19 protein-coding genes, 1 tRNA gene and 1 pseudogene are annotated in these 17,162 nt (G+C 59.3%); 13 read left to right on the top strand and 8 right to left on the bottom strand.

From position 1 onward, the window contains the following. Positions 1-279: 279 nt before the first annotated feature. The 12 genes from JNB85_RS25650 to sugE all read left to right on the top strand — a co-directional run bounded on the left by JNB85_RS25650 (position 280) and on the right by sugE (position 10,472). Complete coding sequence (locus JNB85_RS25650; protein ID WP_220337221.1) at positions 280-651, top strand: hypothetical protein; 372 nt, start codon at positions 280-282, stop codon at positions 649-651. A 173-nt stretch (positions 652-824) separates the two neighbouring features. Beyond that, positions 825-909, top strand: a tRNA-Leu gene (locus tag JNB85_RS25645). Positions 910-1,325: 416 nt separating this feature from the next. Beyond that, on the top strand, positions 1,326-1,898 hold the full coding sequence (locus JNB85_RS25640; RefSeq protein ID WP_220337220.1) for a DUF1190 domain-containing protein: 573 nt from the start codon (positions 1,326-1,328) through the stop codon (positions 1,896-1,898). 9 nt (positions 1,899-1,907) lie between these two features. Then, the gene (locus tag JNB85_RS25635; protein WP_220337219.1) at positions 1,908-3,071 is read left to right on the top strand and encodes a glutathionylspermidine synthase family protein; all 1,164 of its coding nucleotides are present in this window, start codon (positions 1,908-1,910) and stop codon (positions 3,069-3,071) included. 124 nt (positions 3,072-3,195) lie between these two features. Beyond that, positions 3,196-3,921 (top strand): lipoyl(octanoyl) transferase LipB, encoded by a 726-nt coding sequence (gene lipB, locus JNB85_RS25630; protein WP_220337208.1) that lies wholly within the window; start codon positions 3,196-3,198, stop codon positions 3,919-3,921. A 63-nt stretch (positions 3,922-3,984) separates the two neighbouring features. Further along, on the top strand, positions 3,985-4,911 hold the full coding sequence (locus tag JNB85_RS25625) for a DMT family transporter (protein WP_220337206.1): 927 nt from the start codon (positions 3,985-3,987) through the stop codon (positions 4,909-4,911). Between the two features lie 97 nt (positions 4,912-5,008). After that, the gene (locus JNB85_RS25620; protein WP_220337205.1) at positions 5,009-5,713 is read left to right on the top strand and encodes a hypothetical protein; all 705 of its coding nucleotides are present in this window, start codon (positions 5,009-5,011) and stop codon (positions 5,711-5,713) included. 100 nt (positions 5,714-5,813) lie between these two features. After that, a complete protein-coding gene (locus JNB85_RS25615) occupies positions 5,814-7,823 on the top strand; it encodes an acetyl-CoA carboxylase biotin carboxylase subunit (RefSeq protein ID WP_220337203.1) in 2,010 nt (669 codons plus the stop codon). Positions 7,824-7,939: 116 nt separating this feature from the next. Next, positions 7,940-9,067 carry an S-(hydroxymethyl)glutathione dehydrogenase/class III alcohol dehydrogenase gene (locus JNB85_RS25610; protein ID WP_220337201.1) on the top strand — a complete coding sequence of 376 codons (1,128 nt, stop codon included), beginning with the start codon at positions 7,940-7,942 and terminating at the stop codon, positions 9,065-9,067. Then, positions 9,067-9,540, top strand: coding sequence for a GNAT family N-acetyltransferase (locus JNB85_RS25605; protein WP_220337200.1), 474 nt, complete (start codon positions 9,067-9,069; stop codon positions 9,538-9,540). The genes JNB85_RS25610 and JNB85_RS25605 overlap by 1 nt, the downstream gene beginning before the upstream one ends. Positions 9,541-9,550: 10 nt before the next feature. Then, positions 9,551-9,994, top strand: a complete 444-nt coding sequence (locus JNB85_RS25600) for a YaiI/YqxD family protein (RefSeq protein ID WP_220337199.1) — start codon at positions 9,551-9,553, stop codon at positions 9,992-9,994. A 163-nt stretch (positions 9,995-10,157) separates the two neighbouring features. After that, positions 10,158-10,472 carry a quaternary ammonium compound efflux SMR transporter SugE gene (gene sugE, locus JNB85_RS25595; RefSeq protein ID WP_220337198.1) on the top strand — a complete coding sequence of 105 codons (315 nt, stop codon included), beginning with the start codon at positions 10,158-10,160 and terminating at the stop codon, positions 10,470-10,472. Between the two features lie 67 nt (positions 10,473-10,539). Here sugE and JNB85_RS25590 read toward each other — a convergent pair whose 3' ends face one another. The 7 genes from JNB85_RS25590 to crcB form a co-directional block, all read right to left on the bottom strand. Continuing rightward, entirely contained in the window at positions 10,540-10,935 is a 396-nt protein-coding gene (locus tag JNB85_RS25590) for a DoxX family protein (protein WP_220337197.1), read from the bottom strand. A gap of 127 nt (positions 10,936-11,062) precedes the next feature. Beyond that, entirely contained in the window at positions 11,063-12,595 is a 1,533-nt protein-coding gene (locus tag JNB85_RS25585; protein WP_220337196.1) for an acyl-CoA carboxylase subunit beta, read from the bottom strand. Positions 12,596-12,722: 127 nt separating this feature from the next. Continuing rightward, on the bottom strand, positions 12,723-13,175 hold the full coding sequence (locus JNB85_RS25580; RefSeq protein ID WP_220337195.1) for a calponin homology domain-containing protein: 453 nt from the start codon (positions 13,173-13,175) through the stop codon (positions 12,723-12,725). A 68-nt stretch (positions 13,176-13,243) separates the two neighbouring features. After that, complete coding sequence (locus JNB85_RS25575; RefSeq protein ID WP_220337194.1) at positions 13,244-14,029, bottom strand: ATP12 family chaperone protein; 786 nt, start codon at positions 14,027-14,029, stop codon at positions 13,244-13,246. Positions 14,030-14,037: 8 nt separating this feature from the next. After that, positions 14,038-14,691: an HAD-IA family hydrolase gene (locus JNB85_RS25570; RefSeq protein ID WP_220337193.1), complete on the bottom strand. Its 654-nt coding sequence runs from the start codon at positions 14,689-14,691 to the stop codon at positions 14,038-14,040. Beyond that, positions 14,688-15,686 carry an RluA family pseudouridine synthase gene (locus JNB85_RS25565; protein ID WP_220337192.1) on the bottom strand — a complete coding sequence of 333 codons (999 nt, stop codon included), beginning with the start codon at positions 15,684-15,686 and terminating at the stop codon, positions 14,688-14,690. The genes JNB85_RS25570 and JNB85_RS25565 overlap by 4 nt, the downstream gene beginning before the upstream one ends. A 96-nt stretch (positions 15,687-15,782) precedes the next feature. Beyond that, complete coding sequence (gene crcB, locus JNB85_RS25560; RefSeq protein WP_220337190.1) at positions 15,783-16,160, bottom strand: fluoride efflux transporter CrcB; 378 nt, start codon at positions 16,158-16,160, stop codon at positions 15,783-15,785. A gap of 121 nt (positions 16,161-16,281) precedes the next feature. On the opposite strand from crcB, the gene JNB85_RS25555 reads away from it, so the two are divergent. Continuing rightward, positions 16,282-16,545 carry a hypothetical protein gene (locus JNB85_RS25555; RefSeq protein WP_220337189.1) on the top strand — a complete coding sequence of 88 codons (264 nt, stop codon included), beginning with the start codon at positions 16,282-16,284 and terminating at the stop codon, positions 16,543-16,545. A gap of 65 nt (positions 16,546-16,610) precedes the next feature. Here the strand turns inward: JNB85_RS25555 and JNB85_RS25550 are convergent. After that, a pseudogene (locus JNB85_RS25550) lies at positions 16,611-17,087 on the bottom strand (copper chaperone PCu(A)C); the annotation flags it as partial. Positions 17,088-17,162: the final 75 nt, after the last annotated feature.

The following is a 17,162-nucleotide window of genomic DNA, read 5'->3' as shown; positions in this document are numbered from 1 at the left end:
TTTCCGGCTTTGCTGTCTCTAAAATTAAAAATAGTTAATCAATCAAAGATTGCAATATTGTCATGTTGGCGAAGGCGCTGACATCTCAGACGATTACCTGCGCCGGCTAAGGTAACATGGCCTTTAGAGAATTGACAAATATGTGATTTCGTTTGGACAAAACGTCGCAAGATGGCTGTCATCTTTCTCACAAAATTGCCCGAATTGGGGAGCGGACTCGATCTCGCCGAGGGTTGGTTTGCGTTATTGAATTCAATAACAGATTGAGGAGATAGACCCATGCGCATGAAATTCGCCGTCGCCGCCACCCTGTTTGCTGTCAGCATGGCAAGTGCCGCTTTTGCACAGCCGAAATACATGGACGATTATTCGAACGATGGTGACGGCCTCTACCCGACGCCAGTCGCGCCGGCAAAGCCCGTCCATTATCCGACGCATGTTTCCCCCCCGGCCTATTCCAGCGACTATACCAATGACAGCGACGGCTTCGCACCGGTCGCGATGGGCAAGCCCGCGAAAGTCGATAACACCGCGACCGCCAGTATCAAGCCGCTTCCGGATTGCCACAGCATGATCGGCCCAAAGGGCTCGCACCAGAAAGGTGCAGATAGCGGTGCAAGCCGCACAGAAGCATGCCGCGCAACGCATTGACATGATGTGAGAAAGGGCCGGTTCTCGGCCCTTTTCTCTTGTAAATTCAACGACCAACGCGGCGTAATCCACATCTCTCGCAAGCTTTTAAAAAAAACTGTCACATCGCGCTTGTGTCCGTCAGAGGCTTTTGCTACATGCTGCCTCGCCGACGCAAATCGGCCTACCACGATGCGGTCGTGGCGGAATTGGTAGACGCGCAGCGTTGAGGTCGCTGTGGGGCAACCCGTGGAAGTTCGAGTCTTCTCGACCGCACCAAAGAAACCCGCTTCGGCGGGTTTTTTCTTTTTTTGGCCAAGGGGTTAATCCTCTAACAAATAGGTCCTTGCCCCCAATCGCAAGCTCCTCCCCGTCGATATGGCTCTCGGAGTATCAGAACAAAGCTGCTGGCGCCGGCTGCAATTTTGATGCGCAACTCGCCGCTTGACTTCCATCCTGAATTGAGAACATAAATGGAACGGGGTTTTAGGGGTGTTCATTTCATGAAAATCATTTTGATCATCAATTTTTGACGTGTCGCTAAAGGACTAGCGTCCGCCGATGCCGGGTTCACGCGCGAGGTAGCGCACGTTCGCCGGCAATCCAGTCTTTCACACACATTCGACGCAGGCCGGAGACTTTTCCGTTTGGCGCCTGCCTGCGCTACTGCCTGGCATCCAATGATTGGGGATCGCATGACGCCGGAAGATCGCTACGAATACATCAAGGGAGGCGTAGTGCTCGCGATTCTCGGCACGGCTTTCCTCTCCGCCTATGTCGACTCATTATCTCATGGCGACACCGAAACGGCCGCCTACAAGACAGTTGATGACTGCCTAAAGGATAACAAATTTGGTGCTGACGACTGCAAAAGCAGCTTCGAAACCGCCAGCGCCGAACATTTGAAAAGCTCCCCCTCCTACGATAAACGTGAGGATTGCGAGGAGGAATTTGGCGACGGCCGTTGTGAGCAGACCTCTTCAGTCCATGCGACCGGGGGAGGACATTTCAGCCCTTATTTTGGGGGTTATCTGATTGGTCAGCCCGACAAGACGGTGAATGGCGTCTACTATCCGGCTGTACCCGCATCGGCGCTGTACGAGAGCCGTCACGTTCCTGGTTTCGTGGATGCTCGGGGCATTCTGGTCACCAACAAGGCCGGGGGCTTCAAGATGGCCTATCAATCCGCCGCTCACTATAAGCCCCCCGCCCCCACGACGACGCTTGCCCGCTCCGGTTTTGGCGCCCGTCACTTTTCCGCATCTTGAGGCGCCGAGATGAAGCGTATCGCGACAGGCGAAAGGCTGGACTGGGCTCAGAAACTTGAGGCGCTCGATTTCACCATCCACCACATGTATGGCGAGCTCTATTGGGATGAGCGCAACGCCTACCAGTTCACACTCTCACAGATCGAAGACGATCTGGAAGACCCGACAAATGAGATCCTCCAACTCTGCTACAAGGCGGTTGACCGCATTTGCGCCGATCCCGCGTTGATGACGCGCATGGCGATCCCAGCCGAGTTCCACGACGCTGTCAGTAAATCCTGGAAATGGTCCGATCGCGATATCTACGGCCGCTTCGATTTGCGCTACGACGGCAAGAGCCCGGCTAAGCTCTTCGAATTCAATGCCGATACGCCGACTTCGCTTTTCGAAAGCGCCGTCCTTCAGTGGGAATGGCTCCAGGATATGAAGCAATCTGGCCGGCTGAATGCAACTGCCGACCAGTTTAATTCGATCCATGAGAAGCTGATCGGCGCTTTCCAGTATTTCAAGAATGCCAGCGACAGCGGCGTTTTCCATTTCGGCTGTATTTCCGACAATGAGGAAGACTATCTGACGACCAAATATCTTGCCGATGTTGCCTTCCAGGCGGGCTTCGAAGTGGTGCTGCTCGACATGGAGGAGATCGGTATCGATCCCGAGAACTGGTTCACCGATCTGGAGGACCGCCGGATGGAGAATCTCTTCAAGCTCTACCCGCTGGAATTCATGGTGCACGAGGATTTTGGCTCTCATCTCATCTCCACGCCCACAAAGATCCACGAGCCGCTGTGGAAGATGACGCTATCGAACAAGGGCCTCCTCCCCGTCCTCTGGGAAATGGCGCCCAACCATCCGAACCTGCTGCCCGCCTATTTCGCCGACGATCCGCAGGCGCTGCGTCTGGAAAATGCCGTCAGAAAACCGCTGCTGTCGCGCGAAGGCGCAAACGTCACGCTGACTTCGGGGGAAACGACAATCGCAGTGGACGGCGAATATGGCGAAGAGGGCTACATCGTGCAGGAGACCTGCCTGCTCCCGCAATTCGGCGATGACTATGCTGTGATCGGCTCGTGGGTCGTCGCCGGCGAAGCCTGCGGCATCTGCATCCGCGAAGACAAATCGCCAATTACCCAGAACCTCTCCCGCTTCGTCCCGCATTTTATTATGGATTGATTGCGCGGGGCTGCATCTCCAGGATGGCTGATCGCCGCAAAGAGCGATTGAATCGCTCTTCGCCCAAGTCCATATAGAAGCCCGCGCCCGCCCTCTCCTTTTGCGGATAGCGCCAAGGACTGCCATGCTACGTACCGATCTCGATTTTTCCATGCTCCCGAAACTTGGTTCGCGCCCCGTGCGCTGGCGCATTTCCGATGGGCTCGTTCCCTATGCGGAGGCGGTGGAAACAATGGAGCGGGAAGTCGCAGCGATTTCCGAAGGCGGCGACGAGCTCGTCTGGCTGCTGGAACATCCGCCGCTTTATACCGCCGGCACCAGCGCCGACGCGAAGGATCTCGTCCAGCCGGATCGTTTCCCGGTCTTCGCCACCGGCCGCGGCGGCGAATACACCTATCACGGCCCCGGCCAGCGTGTCGCCTATGTCATGCTCGACCTGAAGCGGCGCAGGCAGGATGTGCGCGCCTTCGTGGCAGCACTCGAAGAGGTCATCATCCGCACGCTCGATTCGATGAATGTGCGCGGTGAGCGCCGCGAGGATCGTGTCGGCGTCTGGGTCCGCCGGCCGGAGAGACCCTTGCTGCCTGACGGCACCATGGCGGAAGACAAGATCGCAGCACTCGGTATCCGCCTGCGCAAATGGGTGACCTTCCACGGCCTGTCGCTGAACGTCGATCCCGACCTCGATCATTTCGCCGGCATCGTGCCCTGCGGCATCTCAGCCTATGGCGTCACCAGCCTCGTCGATCTCGGCCTGCTCGTGACGATGGTCGATGCCGATGTCCGCCTGCGCGCCGCCTTCGAAGAGATCTTCGGTGAAACCGTCAACGATACAGCACTCTGTCCCTGATTGCCGTCCTTGATTACCCGGGCTTCCTGTGGTTGATGACGTCATCCGCAAGAAGCAGCCGTCATGTCCGAATCTCCCTCCACCCAGAATCCCTTCCAGGGCATGGCCATCATGGCCGGCGCCATGGCCATCCTGCCGACGATGGATGCGATCGCCAAATATATGGCGACCTTCGAGGGTATGTCGCCCGGGCAAGTAACCTTCTACCGCTTCTTCTTCCAGCTCGTCTGTACCCTGCCGATCCTTTTTGCCGTGTTCGGCACACAGGCTTTGTCGGCCAAGCGCCCGTGGATGAACCTGCTTCGCGGCGCGCTGCACGGTGCGGCAAGCCTGCTCTTCTTCGTCGCCGTCAAATACATGCCGCTCGCCGATGTCTTCGCCATCTATTTCGTCGAGCCCTTCATGCTGACTGCACTCTCGGCGCTGTTCCTCGGCGACAAGGTCGGCTGGCGGCGCTGGATGGCGATCGTCGTCGGTTTCGGCGGCGCGATGATCGTCATCCAGCCGAGCTATGAGATTTTCGGACTGAAGGCGCTGCTGCCGGTCTTCTGCGCCTTCCTTTTCTCGCTCTATCTCTTCCTCAACCGCGCCATCGGCGAGGCGGATTCGCCGCTGACGATGCAGACCATGTCCGGCATTGGCGGCACGATCTTCATGGCGGGCGCAATGTTTGTCGGAAGCCGCCTCGGTAGTGCCGACTTCACGCCCTCCCTGCCAACCTCCTGGCTCGGCCTTGTCCTGCTGCTGATCCTCGGCACGATCTCGGGCTATGCGCACATGCTGGTCGTTAAGGCTTTCCGCCTGGCGCCGCTCTCGCTGCTCGCTCCGTTCCAATATTTCGAGATCATTTCAGCGACCGTCCTCGGCTACGCCCTCTTCGGCGATTTTCCGAATGTTTCCAAATGGATCGGTATTGCCATCATCGTTGCATCGGGGCTTTTTATCATCTGGCGCGAGCGCCTGCAGGCCCGATCGCTAAAATCCGCATGAAATGCCGCATCTGCGGTTAACTCTCCTTCTTGAGGGATCTTCAATGCGGCGGCGATAAAATCACTTCCGGTTTCATGATGAAGCCTGGAGATAAAACATGAGTGAGTCCCGTCTCGCTTTTCCGGCGTGTGTCATCGTCGGTAAGCACCGGCTGACGGCCGAAGACATTGCGCTTTTGCGTAAACACACCTTTCCGGAGGGCATCCGGACATCCGATCATGTCGTGGTGATGTTGGCGCTCAATAATTCCTGCCCGGAAAAATGCGCTGAATGGAACACCTTCTTCGTTGAACAGCTGGCAGGCTTCATCGTCGATTATACCTATCCGCAGGGCTCGCTGGACGAGATCAACGTCGCATGGATCATGCGCATGTTCACGACCGACGGCGTCGTGAACTCGGCGCTCGAGCTCGAGCTTATCTTGCACGTCATGGAACTCAGCGCCCACGTGCCCGATGAGCTGCGGGCGCTGGCGCTCGACCAGCTCCGCCTGGCGCTCGGCGAGGATGTCGGCGGTTACAAGCTGACACGTGCCACCGACCGCAAAAGCATCACGCGGCAGGATGTGGATTACCTGATGCGCGTTTTGAGAAGCGTCAGCGAGGGCGGCGTCATCGGGGTATCGCCGATCGAATATGGGGTGCTGCAGCGCATTGATGCAGTAACCCAGCCCGGCGCCAATCATCAGCGCTGGGGCGAGATCATGGCTTCGATCGAACTCAGGGATTATGCCCAGCCGAGACGCAGCCGCTGGCTGCGCATCATCGACGAAGAGCCGGTCGTCGCTGCCGCGGTTGCTTGATCTGCCAAGTCCTCAGACTGCCTCTGATTCTTCAGCCCAATTGTGCGTTCCGGCTTTTTATGCGTAAAACTCCGGAACGCATTTCCTGGGTGGAGTCTCGATGTTCAAGAAAATCCTGATCGCGAATCGCGGCGAGATTGCCTGCCGCGTGATCAAAACCGCTCGCCGCATGGGCATCACCACTGTTGCGGTCTATTCGGATGCGGATCGGGATGCCCTGCATGTCGAGATGGCGGATGAGGCTGTTCATATCGGCCCTGCCCCGGCAGCCGAAAGCTATCTCGTCGCTGACAAGATCATCGCCGCCTGCAAGGAAACGGGTGCCGAAGCCGTGCATCCTGGCTACGGTTTCCTGTCGGAACGCGCCTCCTTCTGCGAAGCGCTGGAGAAACAAGGCATCATCTTCATCGGCCCGAAGCCCAAAGCCATCATGGCAATGGGTGACAAGATCGAATCGAAGAAATTCGCCAATGCCGCAAAGGTCTCGACTGTGCCCGGCTATCTCGGCGTCATCGAGGATGCATCCCACGCTGAAAAAATCGCGGCCGAGATCGGTTATCCCGTGATGATCAAGGCGTCGGCCGGCGGCGGCGGCAAGGGCATGCGCATTGCCTGGAACGAAGCGGAAGTGCGCGACGGATTCGACCGCGCCCGGTCCGAAGCCAAAAGCTCTTTCGGCGACGACCGCCTCTTCATCGAGAAATACGTCGTCGATCCGCGCCATATCGAAATCCAGGTTCTGGCGGATGCGTACGGCAACGTCGTCTATCTCGGCGAACGCGAGTGCTCTATCCAGCGCCGGAACCAGAAGGTTGCCGAAGAGGCGCCCTCGCCCTTCCTTGATGAGAAGACGCGGTCCGCCATGGGCGTGCAGTCGGTGGCGCTCGCAAAGGCCGTCGATTATCAGAGCGCCGGCACTGTGGAGTTCATCGTCGACCGCGACCGCAATTTCTATTTCCTCGAGATGAACACTCGCCTGCAGGTCGAGCATCCGGTGACGGAACTCGTGACCGGCATCGATCTCGTCGAACAGATGATCCGCGTTGCCGCCGGCGAGAAGCTGCCCTTCGCCCAGAAGGACATCAAGCTGAACGGCTGGGCGGTCGAAAGCCGCCTCTATGCCGAAGATCCCTACCGCAACTTCCTGCCCTCGATCGGCCGCCTGACGCGCTACCGCCCACCGGCGGAAGGCCGCAACGGCGATGTGATCATCCGCAATGATACCGGTGTCTTCGAAGGCGCCGAGATCTCCATGTATTACGACCCGATGATTGCTAAGCTCTGCACCTGGGCGCCAAGCCGCCTGCAGGCGGTGGAGGCCATGGGACAGGCGCTCGACGCCTTCGTGGTCGATGGTATCGAGCACAACGTTCCCTTCCTCTCGGCGCTGATGAAGCATCCGCGCTGGCGCGAAGGTCGTCTCTCCACCGGCTTCATATCGGAGGAATATCCCGAGGGCTTTGCGCCAATGGCGCCGGATGCCTCCGAGGAGGCAGCTCTTGCTGCCATTGCGCTTTCGGCTTCCCTGATCGATTCCCTCAGGCGCGAAGGCTTCGCCGACCGCCTGCGCCACCCGAGCGGCCCGCTGCGCGAAGAATGGGTCGTCAAGCTCGGCGGCAATTATGTGCCGGTCAGATTGGTCGATGGCCTCGTCACCATCCCCTTCGAAATGGAAATGGAAGTCGGCGGCCGCGCAGAAACAGTTATCACCGATTGGAGACCCGGCGATCCGGTTTGGCACGGCAGGATCGCCAGCCGCCAAGTGACGGCGCAGATCCGCCCCGTTCTCAACGGCCTGCGCATCGACTGGCAGGGCCTGTCGGTCAAGGCGCGCGTCTTTACACCCCGCCATGCCGAGCTTGACCGCCTGATGCCCGTCAAGCTGCCACCCGATACGTCCAGGCTGCTGCTTTGCCCCATGCCCGGCCTCGTCGTTTCCATTGCCGTCTCCGAGGGCCAGGAGATCAAGGCGGGTGAAACGCTTGCCGTCGTCGAAGCCATGAAGATGGAAAACGTGCTGCGTGCCGAGCGTGACCTCGTCGTCGGCAAGATCAAAGCCGCTCCCGGCGAGAGTCTCGCGGTCGATGCCGTCATCATGGAATTCGTCTGAGGCATCGGCGGGGAACCGGAACCGATTTTGGGGCGATGCTCTAACCCCTTTTTCCGCTTGAGCCGTCGTCGCGGAGCGTGCAAGAGTCCGCCACGCAAATCACGAGGAGATCGAAGATGGATGTTCGCGCCGCCGTTGCCGTTCAGGCAGGAAAACCGCTCGAGGTCATGACTGTTCAGTTGGAAGGTCCGAAGGCCGGCGAAGTGCTGATCGAGGTCAAGGCGACCGGCATCTGCCACACCGATGATTTCACCCTCTCCGGCGCAGACCCGGAAGGCCTATTTCCGGCTATTCTCGGTCACGAAGGTGCAGGCATCGTCGTCGATGTCGGTCCGGGCGTCACCTCAGTCAAGAAGGGCGACCATGTCATTCCGCTCTATACGCCTGAGTGCCGCGAATGCCCCTCCTGCCTGTCGCGCAAGACCAATCTCTGCACGGCCATCCGCTCGACCCAAGGTCAGGGCGTGATGCCCGACGGCACCTCGCGTTTCTCGATCGGCAAGGACAAGATCCATCACTATATGGGCTGCTCAACCTTCGCCAATTACACGGTCCTGCCCGAGATTGCCGTCGCCAAGGTCAATCCGGACGCCCCCTTCGACAAGATCTGCTACATCGGCTGCGGAGTTACGACCGGCATCGGTGCCGTCATCAACACGGCCAAGGTCGAGATGGGCGCGACGGCAATCGTCTTTGGTCTCGGCGGCATCGGCCTCAACGTCATTCAGGGCCTTAAGCTCGCCGGTGCGGATATGATCATCGGCGTCGATCTCAACAACGACAAGAAGGCTTGGGGCGAACGCTTCGGCATGACGCATTTCGTCAATCCGTCTGAAGTCGGCGCCGACATCGTGCCCTATCTCGTCAACATGACCAAGCGCGGCGCAGACCAGATCGGTGGCGCCGATTATACGTTCGACTGCACGGGCAATACCAAGGTCATGCGCCAGGCACTGGAAGCCAGCCACCGCGGCTGGGGCAAGTCCGTCGTCATCGGCGTAGCCGGCGCCGGTCAGGAAATCTCAACCCGTCCGTTCCAGCTCGTCACCGGCCGTTCCTGGATGGGCACGGCCTTCGGCGGCGCCCGTGGCCGCACGGATGTGCCGAAGATCGTCGACTGGTACATGGAAGGCAAGATCCAGATCGATCCGATGATCACCCACACCATGCCGCTCGAGAAGATCAACGAAGGCTTCGAGCTCATGCATTCCGGCAAGAGCATCCGCAGCGTGGTTCTCTATTGATGGCTGCTGTTGCCTATAAGGTTGACCTCAAGGGTCTCGACGAGCTCCCCGCGCGGGAGCTCTATGATCTCCTGAGGATGCGCGTCGACGTCTTCGTCGTCGAGCAGAACTGCCCTTATCCGGAACTCGATGGCAAGGACATCGACGCCCTGCATCTGCGGCTGCTGGATGGCGGGGAACTCATAGCCTCGACACGGCTCCTGAAGCCGCAAAGCGCGCATGATCCGGTGAAGATCGGCCGCGTCGTCGTCTCGCCCGCCCATCGCGGCAAGCGGCTCGGCGATGCACTGATGAAGGAATCGATCGCAGCTTGCGAAAAACTCTTTCCAGCCAATCCCATTGCCCTTTCGGCACAGGCGCATCTGCGCCGTTTCTACGAATCCTTCGGTTTCGTAGAAACCTCGGAGGAATATCTTGAAGACGGCATTCCCCATCTCGACATGGTCCGCCAACCGGCCGCCCAGCCGGCGTAAGGATATCGCCATGATCTATGTCGATGCGGACGCCTGCCCCGTCAAACCCGAAATCCTGAAAGTGGCCGAACGCCTCGGCATGGAAGTGACCTTCGTCGCCAATTCGGGCCTCCGCCCCTCGCGTGATCCGATGGTGCGCAACGTCATCGTCTCCAACGCTTTCGACGCTGCCGACAACTGGATTGCCGAACATACCGGCCCGACAGACGTGGTCGTCACCGCCGACGTACCGCTTGCTGTCCGTTGCGTCGCTAAAGGCTCCTTTGTCACAGGCCCGACGGGCCGCGTCTTTGATGAGACCAATATCGGCATGGCAAGTGCCATGCGCGATCTCGGCGCGCATCTGCGCGAAACCGGTGAAAGCAAGGGCTACAATGCCGCCTTTAGCCCGAAGGATCGCTCGCGTTTTCTCGAAACCTTCGATCGTCTCTGCCGCAGGGCGAAAAACGCCTGAGCCTCAAGCGGGAATCGGGTGGCATGGCAGCCATACCAATTCCTAGCTTGAAGTGAGCCGTTCCCTCGTCCATATGAGCTGTGACGCAGACGACTGCGGCGCTCGGGCTTGTCCGGGTCGCAAAAGTCGCGGGGACGGCCTCGCTCTTAACAAGGAGAGTATGATGGCCTGGTTCCTGCTTTTTCTTGCTGGCCTTTTTGAATGCGGTTGGGCAATCGGTCTGAAATATACCGATGGTTTCACCCGTCCGATACCGACGGTCCTCACGGTCATTTCCATGGTGGTGAGCGTTGTGCTGCTTGGCCTGGCCGTTAAAACCTTGCCGATCGGCACCGCTTATGCGATCTGGACCGGTATCGGTACGGTTGGGACGGTGCTGCTCGGCGTCTGGTTTCTGGGGGATGCGGCAAACGCATCTCGCCTGATCTGCATTATGCTGATCGTTGCCGGTATTGCCGGCCTCAAACTGACGGCCTGAGAAGGAAATATCGAAATGAAGAAGAGGCTGCGGCGTCAAACCCGCAGCCTCTTGCGTCTGGAATGCTCTAGGCTGTCGCGTTCCGGCTATCGACGGACCACGCGCCTGCGCCGGCAAAGAACAGGTAGAGGAAGACGAAGCAGAACAGGATGGCGGCATCGCCCTGGTTGAGAGCCGGGAAGAAGCTGTGCGGTATATGCGCCATGAAATAGGCAATCGCCATTTCACCGGCCAGCACGAAGGCCACCGGCCGCGTCGCGAAACCGATCAGCACCAGGATTCCGCCGACGAGCTCCAGCAATCCCGCAATCAGGAACAGTGTGGAAAGCGGGCCGTCGCCCTGCGCGGCCGGGAAGCCGAAAAGCTTCATCGTGCCGTGCTCGATGAACAGAAGCGCGGTCATGATTCTGAGAGCGGCCAGACCATAGGGGCGGTAGGCGGATAGACGCTCGAAAGTTGACATACAGACTCTCCTAAGGATGTGCTGCCGAGCGTTACCGCGTCTCTAACCGGGATTGAAGACACAGTTTGCTGACAGGCGTTCACAACTTCGATAGTGGATAAACACCTGAAGAGGCTCCCTTATTCGATCATAGCGGAATGTTGTCGTGCTTCTTCCAGGGATTGCTGAGATCCTTGTTCCTCAGCATCTTCAGCCCCCGCGCCAGCCGGCGCCGCGTCGAATGCGGCATGATCACCTCATCGACATAGCCACGTTCAGCCGCCACAAAGGGTGACAGGAAGCGATCCTCATACATCTTCGTATGTGCAGCGATCTTTTCGGGATCGGCGATATCCTTGCGGAAGATGATCTCGACGGCGCCCTTGGCGCCCATGACGGCAATCTGCGCCGTCGGCCAGGCATAATTGAGATCGCCCCGCAGATGCTTCGACGCCATCACGTCATAAGCGCCGCCGAAGGCCTTGCGGGTAATGACTGTCAGCTTCGGCACCGTCGCTTCCGCATAGGCGAAAAGCAGCTTGGCGCCGTGCTTGATGAGCCCGCCATATTCCTGTGCCGTGCCCGGCAGGAAGCCCGGCACATCGACGAAGGTAACGATCGGAATATTGAAGCAGTCGCAGAAACGCACGAAGCGCGCCGCCTTGCGCGAGGCGTCGCTGTCGAGCACGCCGGCAAGCACCATCGGCTGGTTGGCGACGAAGCCGACAGTCGCACCCTCGATGCGCCCGAAACCGCAGACGATGTTCTTCGCGAAGCTCGCCTGGATCTCGAAGAAATCTCCTTCGTCCGCCACTTTCTGGATCAACTCCTTGATGTCGTAGGGTTTGTTGGCATTGGCGGGGATCATCGTATCCAGAGAGTTGTCGGCATCGGTCACCGACTGGTAACATTCGATCTCCGGCACCGGCGACGTGTTCGATTGCGGTAGGAAATCGATCAGCCGGCGCACCTGCAGGAGCGTATCGACATCATTGTCATAGGCGCCATCGGCAATCGAGGAGCGCGTCGTATGCACGGTCGCGCCGCCGAGCTCCTCCGATGTCACCGTCTCGTTTGTAACGGTCTTGACCACATCGGGGCCCGTCACGAACATGTAGGACGTATCGCGCACCATGAAGATGAAATCGGTCATAGCAGGCGAATAGACGTCGCCGCCCGCACACGGTCCCATGATGATGGAGATTTGCGGAATGACGCCGGAGGCCAGCACATTGCGCTGGAAGACTTCGGCATAACCGCCAAGGGCCGCCACACCTTCCTGAATGCGCGCGCCGCCCGCATCATAAATGCCGATGATCGGCGCGCGGTTCTTCAGCGCCATATCCTGCACCTTGATGATCTTCTCCGCATGGGCCTCTGACAACGAGCCGCCGAAGACGGTGAAGTCTTTGGCGAAGACGAAGACGGCGCGGCCGTTGACCGTGCCCCAGCCGGTCACCACGCCGTCGCCGGCAATGCGGCTCTTATCCATGCCGAAATCGGTGGAGCGGTGCTCGACGAACATGTCGAACTCTTCGAAGGAACCTTCGTCGAGAAAGAGATCGATGCGTTCGCGCGCCGTCAGCTTGCCGCGCTGGTGCTGCGCGTCGATGCGCGCCTGTCCGCCGCCGAGACGGGCAATTTCGCGGCGACGTTCGAGCTCTTCCAGAATATCCTTCATGATCTCCCCTCACCGCCACTGACGGCCGATTTTACAGCTAGAGCAATTTCAGCAAAAGCGTGCAGCGGCTTTGCTGGAATTGCATGAAAACAATGAGATAGAGCACTCTCGCGAAAGCGGAAATACTCTAGCGTCCGCTGAGTGCGAAGGCGGAGCGCACACGCGCGGCGATATCTTCTGCCAGAATGTCGTCGGCCAGGTCAGGGTCGGCGGTCAAGCTTGTGACTTCGAAGGAGGTCACGGCGATGACAGATCCATCCTCGACGGAGGCGGCATCGATGCTGACCTTCGCGACGTTGCGGTCTTTTTGGAAGCCAAGGCCCTTCGTGACGGAAACGATCCGGATCGTCAGCACCACACGCGGCAGTTCGCTCGTGCGGACTGTCGCCCGGATGGCGGCGTTGACGCGATCGCTGATACCGGACAGCAGCTCTGCAGACATGGTCGCGCTTGAGAGCACGACGGCGCTACGCACGTCATAAACGGGCTTTTCCTGCTTCTTCGGCATGAGGCTGGCGCAGGCCGTCAGCGCCATGCACACAAGCGCTATCAGGCAAGATTTCGACCTCAGCCAGTGCATTCCAAAGTCCCGCATATCCCCGTCTGGATTCGCAGATTTGGTCATAAAGCCCATCAAGGCAATATGATTCAGGCCCTTAGCGCGAAAAAAACATCCGTTGCGGCTTTGAAATCCTCAAAACGCTTGGCCCGGCGCAGCTCGGCTTCTTCGTCGCTTCCCCAATGTTCAATGGTCCAGTCCTCGTCGAGATGGGCAAGCGACCAGGCTTCGTCAGGCGTGATCTCGCCTTCGGCAATGGCAAGCGCGAGCAGCGCCGAACCGGTGATCGTCGTCACCGTATGGAGAGCTGCAAGCTCGAGCGCGCTGTCGTGCCGACGCAGTGCCGAGCCGAAGGCGGCGATCGCCTCGCGCGGCTGCTCGTGGTGCATCACGCCTTCGACCAGGATGAAACGCGCGCCGAGATCGGCGGCCGCCCAGTCGAGCACCGGATCCCAGCGCTCCGTCTGTCGCTCGACCAGCTTTTCCGGGCCATCGGCGCGGTAGCAGAGCAGATCGCTCGATGAGAAGCGCAGGATATCCTCGAAGACGGCCTGCGTGTCCGTCGCGACACCATCGATTGCCGTGTTGACGAGGCGCGTCACCGGCATCAGCGACGGATCGATCACCTCGGCCTGCGCATCCCATTCCGCGGCAACGAGCTTTGCCAGCGCCTCGCTCGGGACTGCCAGGATCTGACGTGCCGGCGTGCGCATCATTTTGCCGTCGAGTTCGATCGCAAAACGATCCTCGTGGGGGGCAACGGCAACCGCCTTATAGAAGCGTTTCGGCAGCGGCTTCTTCATCTGGATCTGCGCGCGGCGGATCGGATCGGGATGGCTCAGGCCTTCGGAAAGGTCGTTCAGCAGGTCGCGCATGGCTCACCTCAGGAAAAATGGCGCAATATCTCGTCAGGATGATAGGCGATCGCATCGGCGCCGTTGGCGATCAGCTCATCCACGCTGGCATATCCCCAGGCAACGCCGATCGCCTTGGCGCCGGCGGCCTTTGCCATCTGCATATCGTAAATCGCGTCACCGATGACAATGGCATCGGCCGCATTCATGCCGGTTTCGTCGCAGCATTCGCTCACCATGGCCGGATGCGGCTTGGAGGGACAATCATCCGCGGTACGTGCGACGACGAAATGTCTGTCGAAGCCGTGCGTCTCCATCACCAGCTTCAGCCCGCGCCGCGACTTGCCGGTCACCGCACCGATCATCAGATCCTCACGCCCAGTGAGCGCATCGATCATCTCCCGAATGCCGGGAAAGAGCGGCTCACGATAATCGAGATCCTGACGCACGACCGAAAACAGCGATTTGTAATGCGCGGTCATGTCGATATCCTCCTGCTCGACATGCGGCTTGCCCTGCATGCGGGCAATGGCGATATCGAGCGACAGGCCAATGATTGCCTTTGTGTCATCGAACCGAGGTTCCGGCTTGCCAAACTTTTCGAAGGTCCGGCGCATGGTTTCGTGGATCAGCCCGGCGCTGTCGACCAGCGTGCCGTCGCAATCAAAAAGCGCAAGCTTCATTCTTTGTCATCCAGGATCGGGGCTGAGTTCTCGTCGAAACCGAGCAGGTTCCAGCTTTGCACCATGTGCGGCGGCAGAGGGGCTGTTACGCGCAGGCGCCCGCCGGAGGGGTGCGGAATATCAATATGGCGGGCATGCAGATGCAGCCGCTTCTGGATACCGCCGGGGAAATCCCAGTTCGGATCGTCATCGAAATATTTGGGATCGCCGATGATCGGATGGCCGATATGGAGCGCGTGGACACGAAGCTGGTGCGTGCGCCCCGTATAGGGCTCCATCTCCAGCCAGGCGAGACGCTGCGCTGTCGTCTCGACGATGCGGTAATAAGACACCGCATGATCGGCGCCATCCTCGCCGTGTTTGGCAATCCGCATGCGGTCGCCATCGATGGTCTGTTCTTTGACGAGCCAGGTCGAGATCTTGTCTTCGCGCTTGCGCGGCACGCCCTTGACCAGCGACCAGTAGGTCTTCTTGGTGTCGCGCTCGCGGAAAGCGGCCGTCAGCTTCTGTGCGGCGCCGCGCGTGCGGGCAATGACGAGCACACCAGACGTATCGCGGTCGAGGCGGTGGACAAGGCGGGGTTTCTCGCCTTTCGGGCTCGTCCAGGCTTCGAGCATCTGGTCGATATGGCGCGCCACACCGGAGCCGCCCTGCACGGCAAGGCCGGCCGGCTTGTTGAGCACGATCACCTTCTCGTCCTCATGCAGCACCATGCGCGACAGGAGTTCGAAGTCACCGGAATGCTTCAGATCCTTGCCGGCGATCGGCCCGGACTTGACCTTGGCATCGACATCGAGCGGTGGCACGCGCACCATCTGGCCCGGCTGCACGCGCGCATCCGATTTGACACGGCCGCCATCGACGCGGACCTGGCCGGAGCGCAAGAGCTTCTGCAACGGACCGAAGCCCAGCCCCGGATAATGGATCTTGAACCAGCGGTCGAGCCGCATGCCCGCTTCATCGGGCTCCACCTTGATGTGTTCTATGCCTGCCATGGAGTTCTTTCGGAAAATACTGGCGCGATCAAAGGCGGCGCCTCTCTTGCCGCTGCCTTTAGAGCATTTTTCTTAAAACGGAAATCGGAATCGAAATCAGATCAGCACGCGCATCAGGCCGAGGCCGGCCATGGCGGCCAGCATCGAAAGCCCGACGCTTGCAGCGATATAGATGCCGCCGGCAAAAATCTCGCCACGCTCGAACAGCAATATCGTGTCCAGAGAGAAGGCGGAGAAGGTGGTGAAGCCGCCGAGAAAACCTGTAATCAGCAGCAGCCGAAGCTCCGCCGATGCATTGAAGCGGCGCATGATCATCTCGGCAAAGACACCGATGATGAAGCTGCCGACGACATTGACGATGAGCGTTCCCCAGGGAAAGCCAGGCCCCATGAGCCGCAGAGAGCCCAGGCCGACATAATATCTCAGAAGCGAACCGATTGCGCCGCCGACCGCGACGAGCAGAGCCTGGAACATGATTCCGGTTTATTGCGATTCTGCCCTGATTCCAATCGCATCTGCAGAATTCTTACCATCCGGTAAAATGCGAATGATTTTCTTAAGCCGAACGCGAAGATCCTGCCGGTATGACGGGCTAATGACACAGCTCGTTTCCATATCCGCGAACACCGCTGCCCTTGCTTTCGAGTCCCTGCGCATCCCGCAGCGCGTCGCGACGGGCACGGCCGCGCGCGAGGCTCGCAAGATTGCGGAACGCCAGCTCAATCAGAGCGGCGAAGATATCGAGGAAACGACCAACATCATCCAGAATACAGAAGTCGCGCTCGATCTGATGACCAAGGGTTATCGTCAGCCGCAGGCGGGCCTGCAGCAGGCCCTGCAATCTTATGAGGATGTCTGAGATTTAAAATATTTCTGGGAGGCGCAAGGCCCGCGACCTTGGTCGCGGGCCTTTGTTTTTCAGCGCTATTTGCCCTGCGCCGACAGCACGCTCAGCATCAGATCAACCTTTCCGGCCTTTTCGAAGGTCAGCGTAACGGGTATCTTGTCGCCCTCCTTGAAGGGCTTCTTCACCTTCTGGAACATCAGATGCAGGTTGCCGGGCGAGAGCTCCACGGTCTGGCCCGCGGCAACCGTAATACCATCCTTCAGCTCGCGCATCTTCATGACATTGTCCTTCATGGCCATCTCGTGAAGCTGCACAGCGCCGGCATTGGGCGACGTGACCAAGACCAGGCGGTCATCCGTCGAGCCGTTGTTCTTCACTGTGAAGAAGCCGCCGCCGACGGGCTGGCCGGGCAGCATCGCTTTAGCGAAGCCGCCGGAGATTTCCAGGTCGCCGACTTTTACCGCGTTGCCGTCAGCGGCCATGCTCATGGAGCCCATGCTGCCCATATCCATGCCCTGCATGTGCTGATGGTCCTGGCCGATAGCGGATCCGGCAAAGCCGCAAGCGCAAAGGAGAATTGTAAAACCAAACGTCCTGACAATCTTCATCGAGTATCTCCACTTTGCATC

The organism is Rhizobium mesosinicum, assembly GCF_019511345.1.
Taxonomy (GTDB): domain Bacteria; phylum Pseudomonadota; class Alphaproteobacteria; order Rhizobiales; family Rhizobiaceae; genus Rhizobium; species Rhizobium mesosinicum.
The sequence above is the reverse complement of the archived record's forward strand: the minus strand, read 5'-3'. Positions and strand labels throughout refer to the sequence as shown.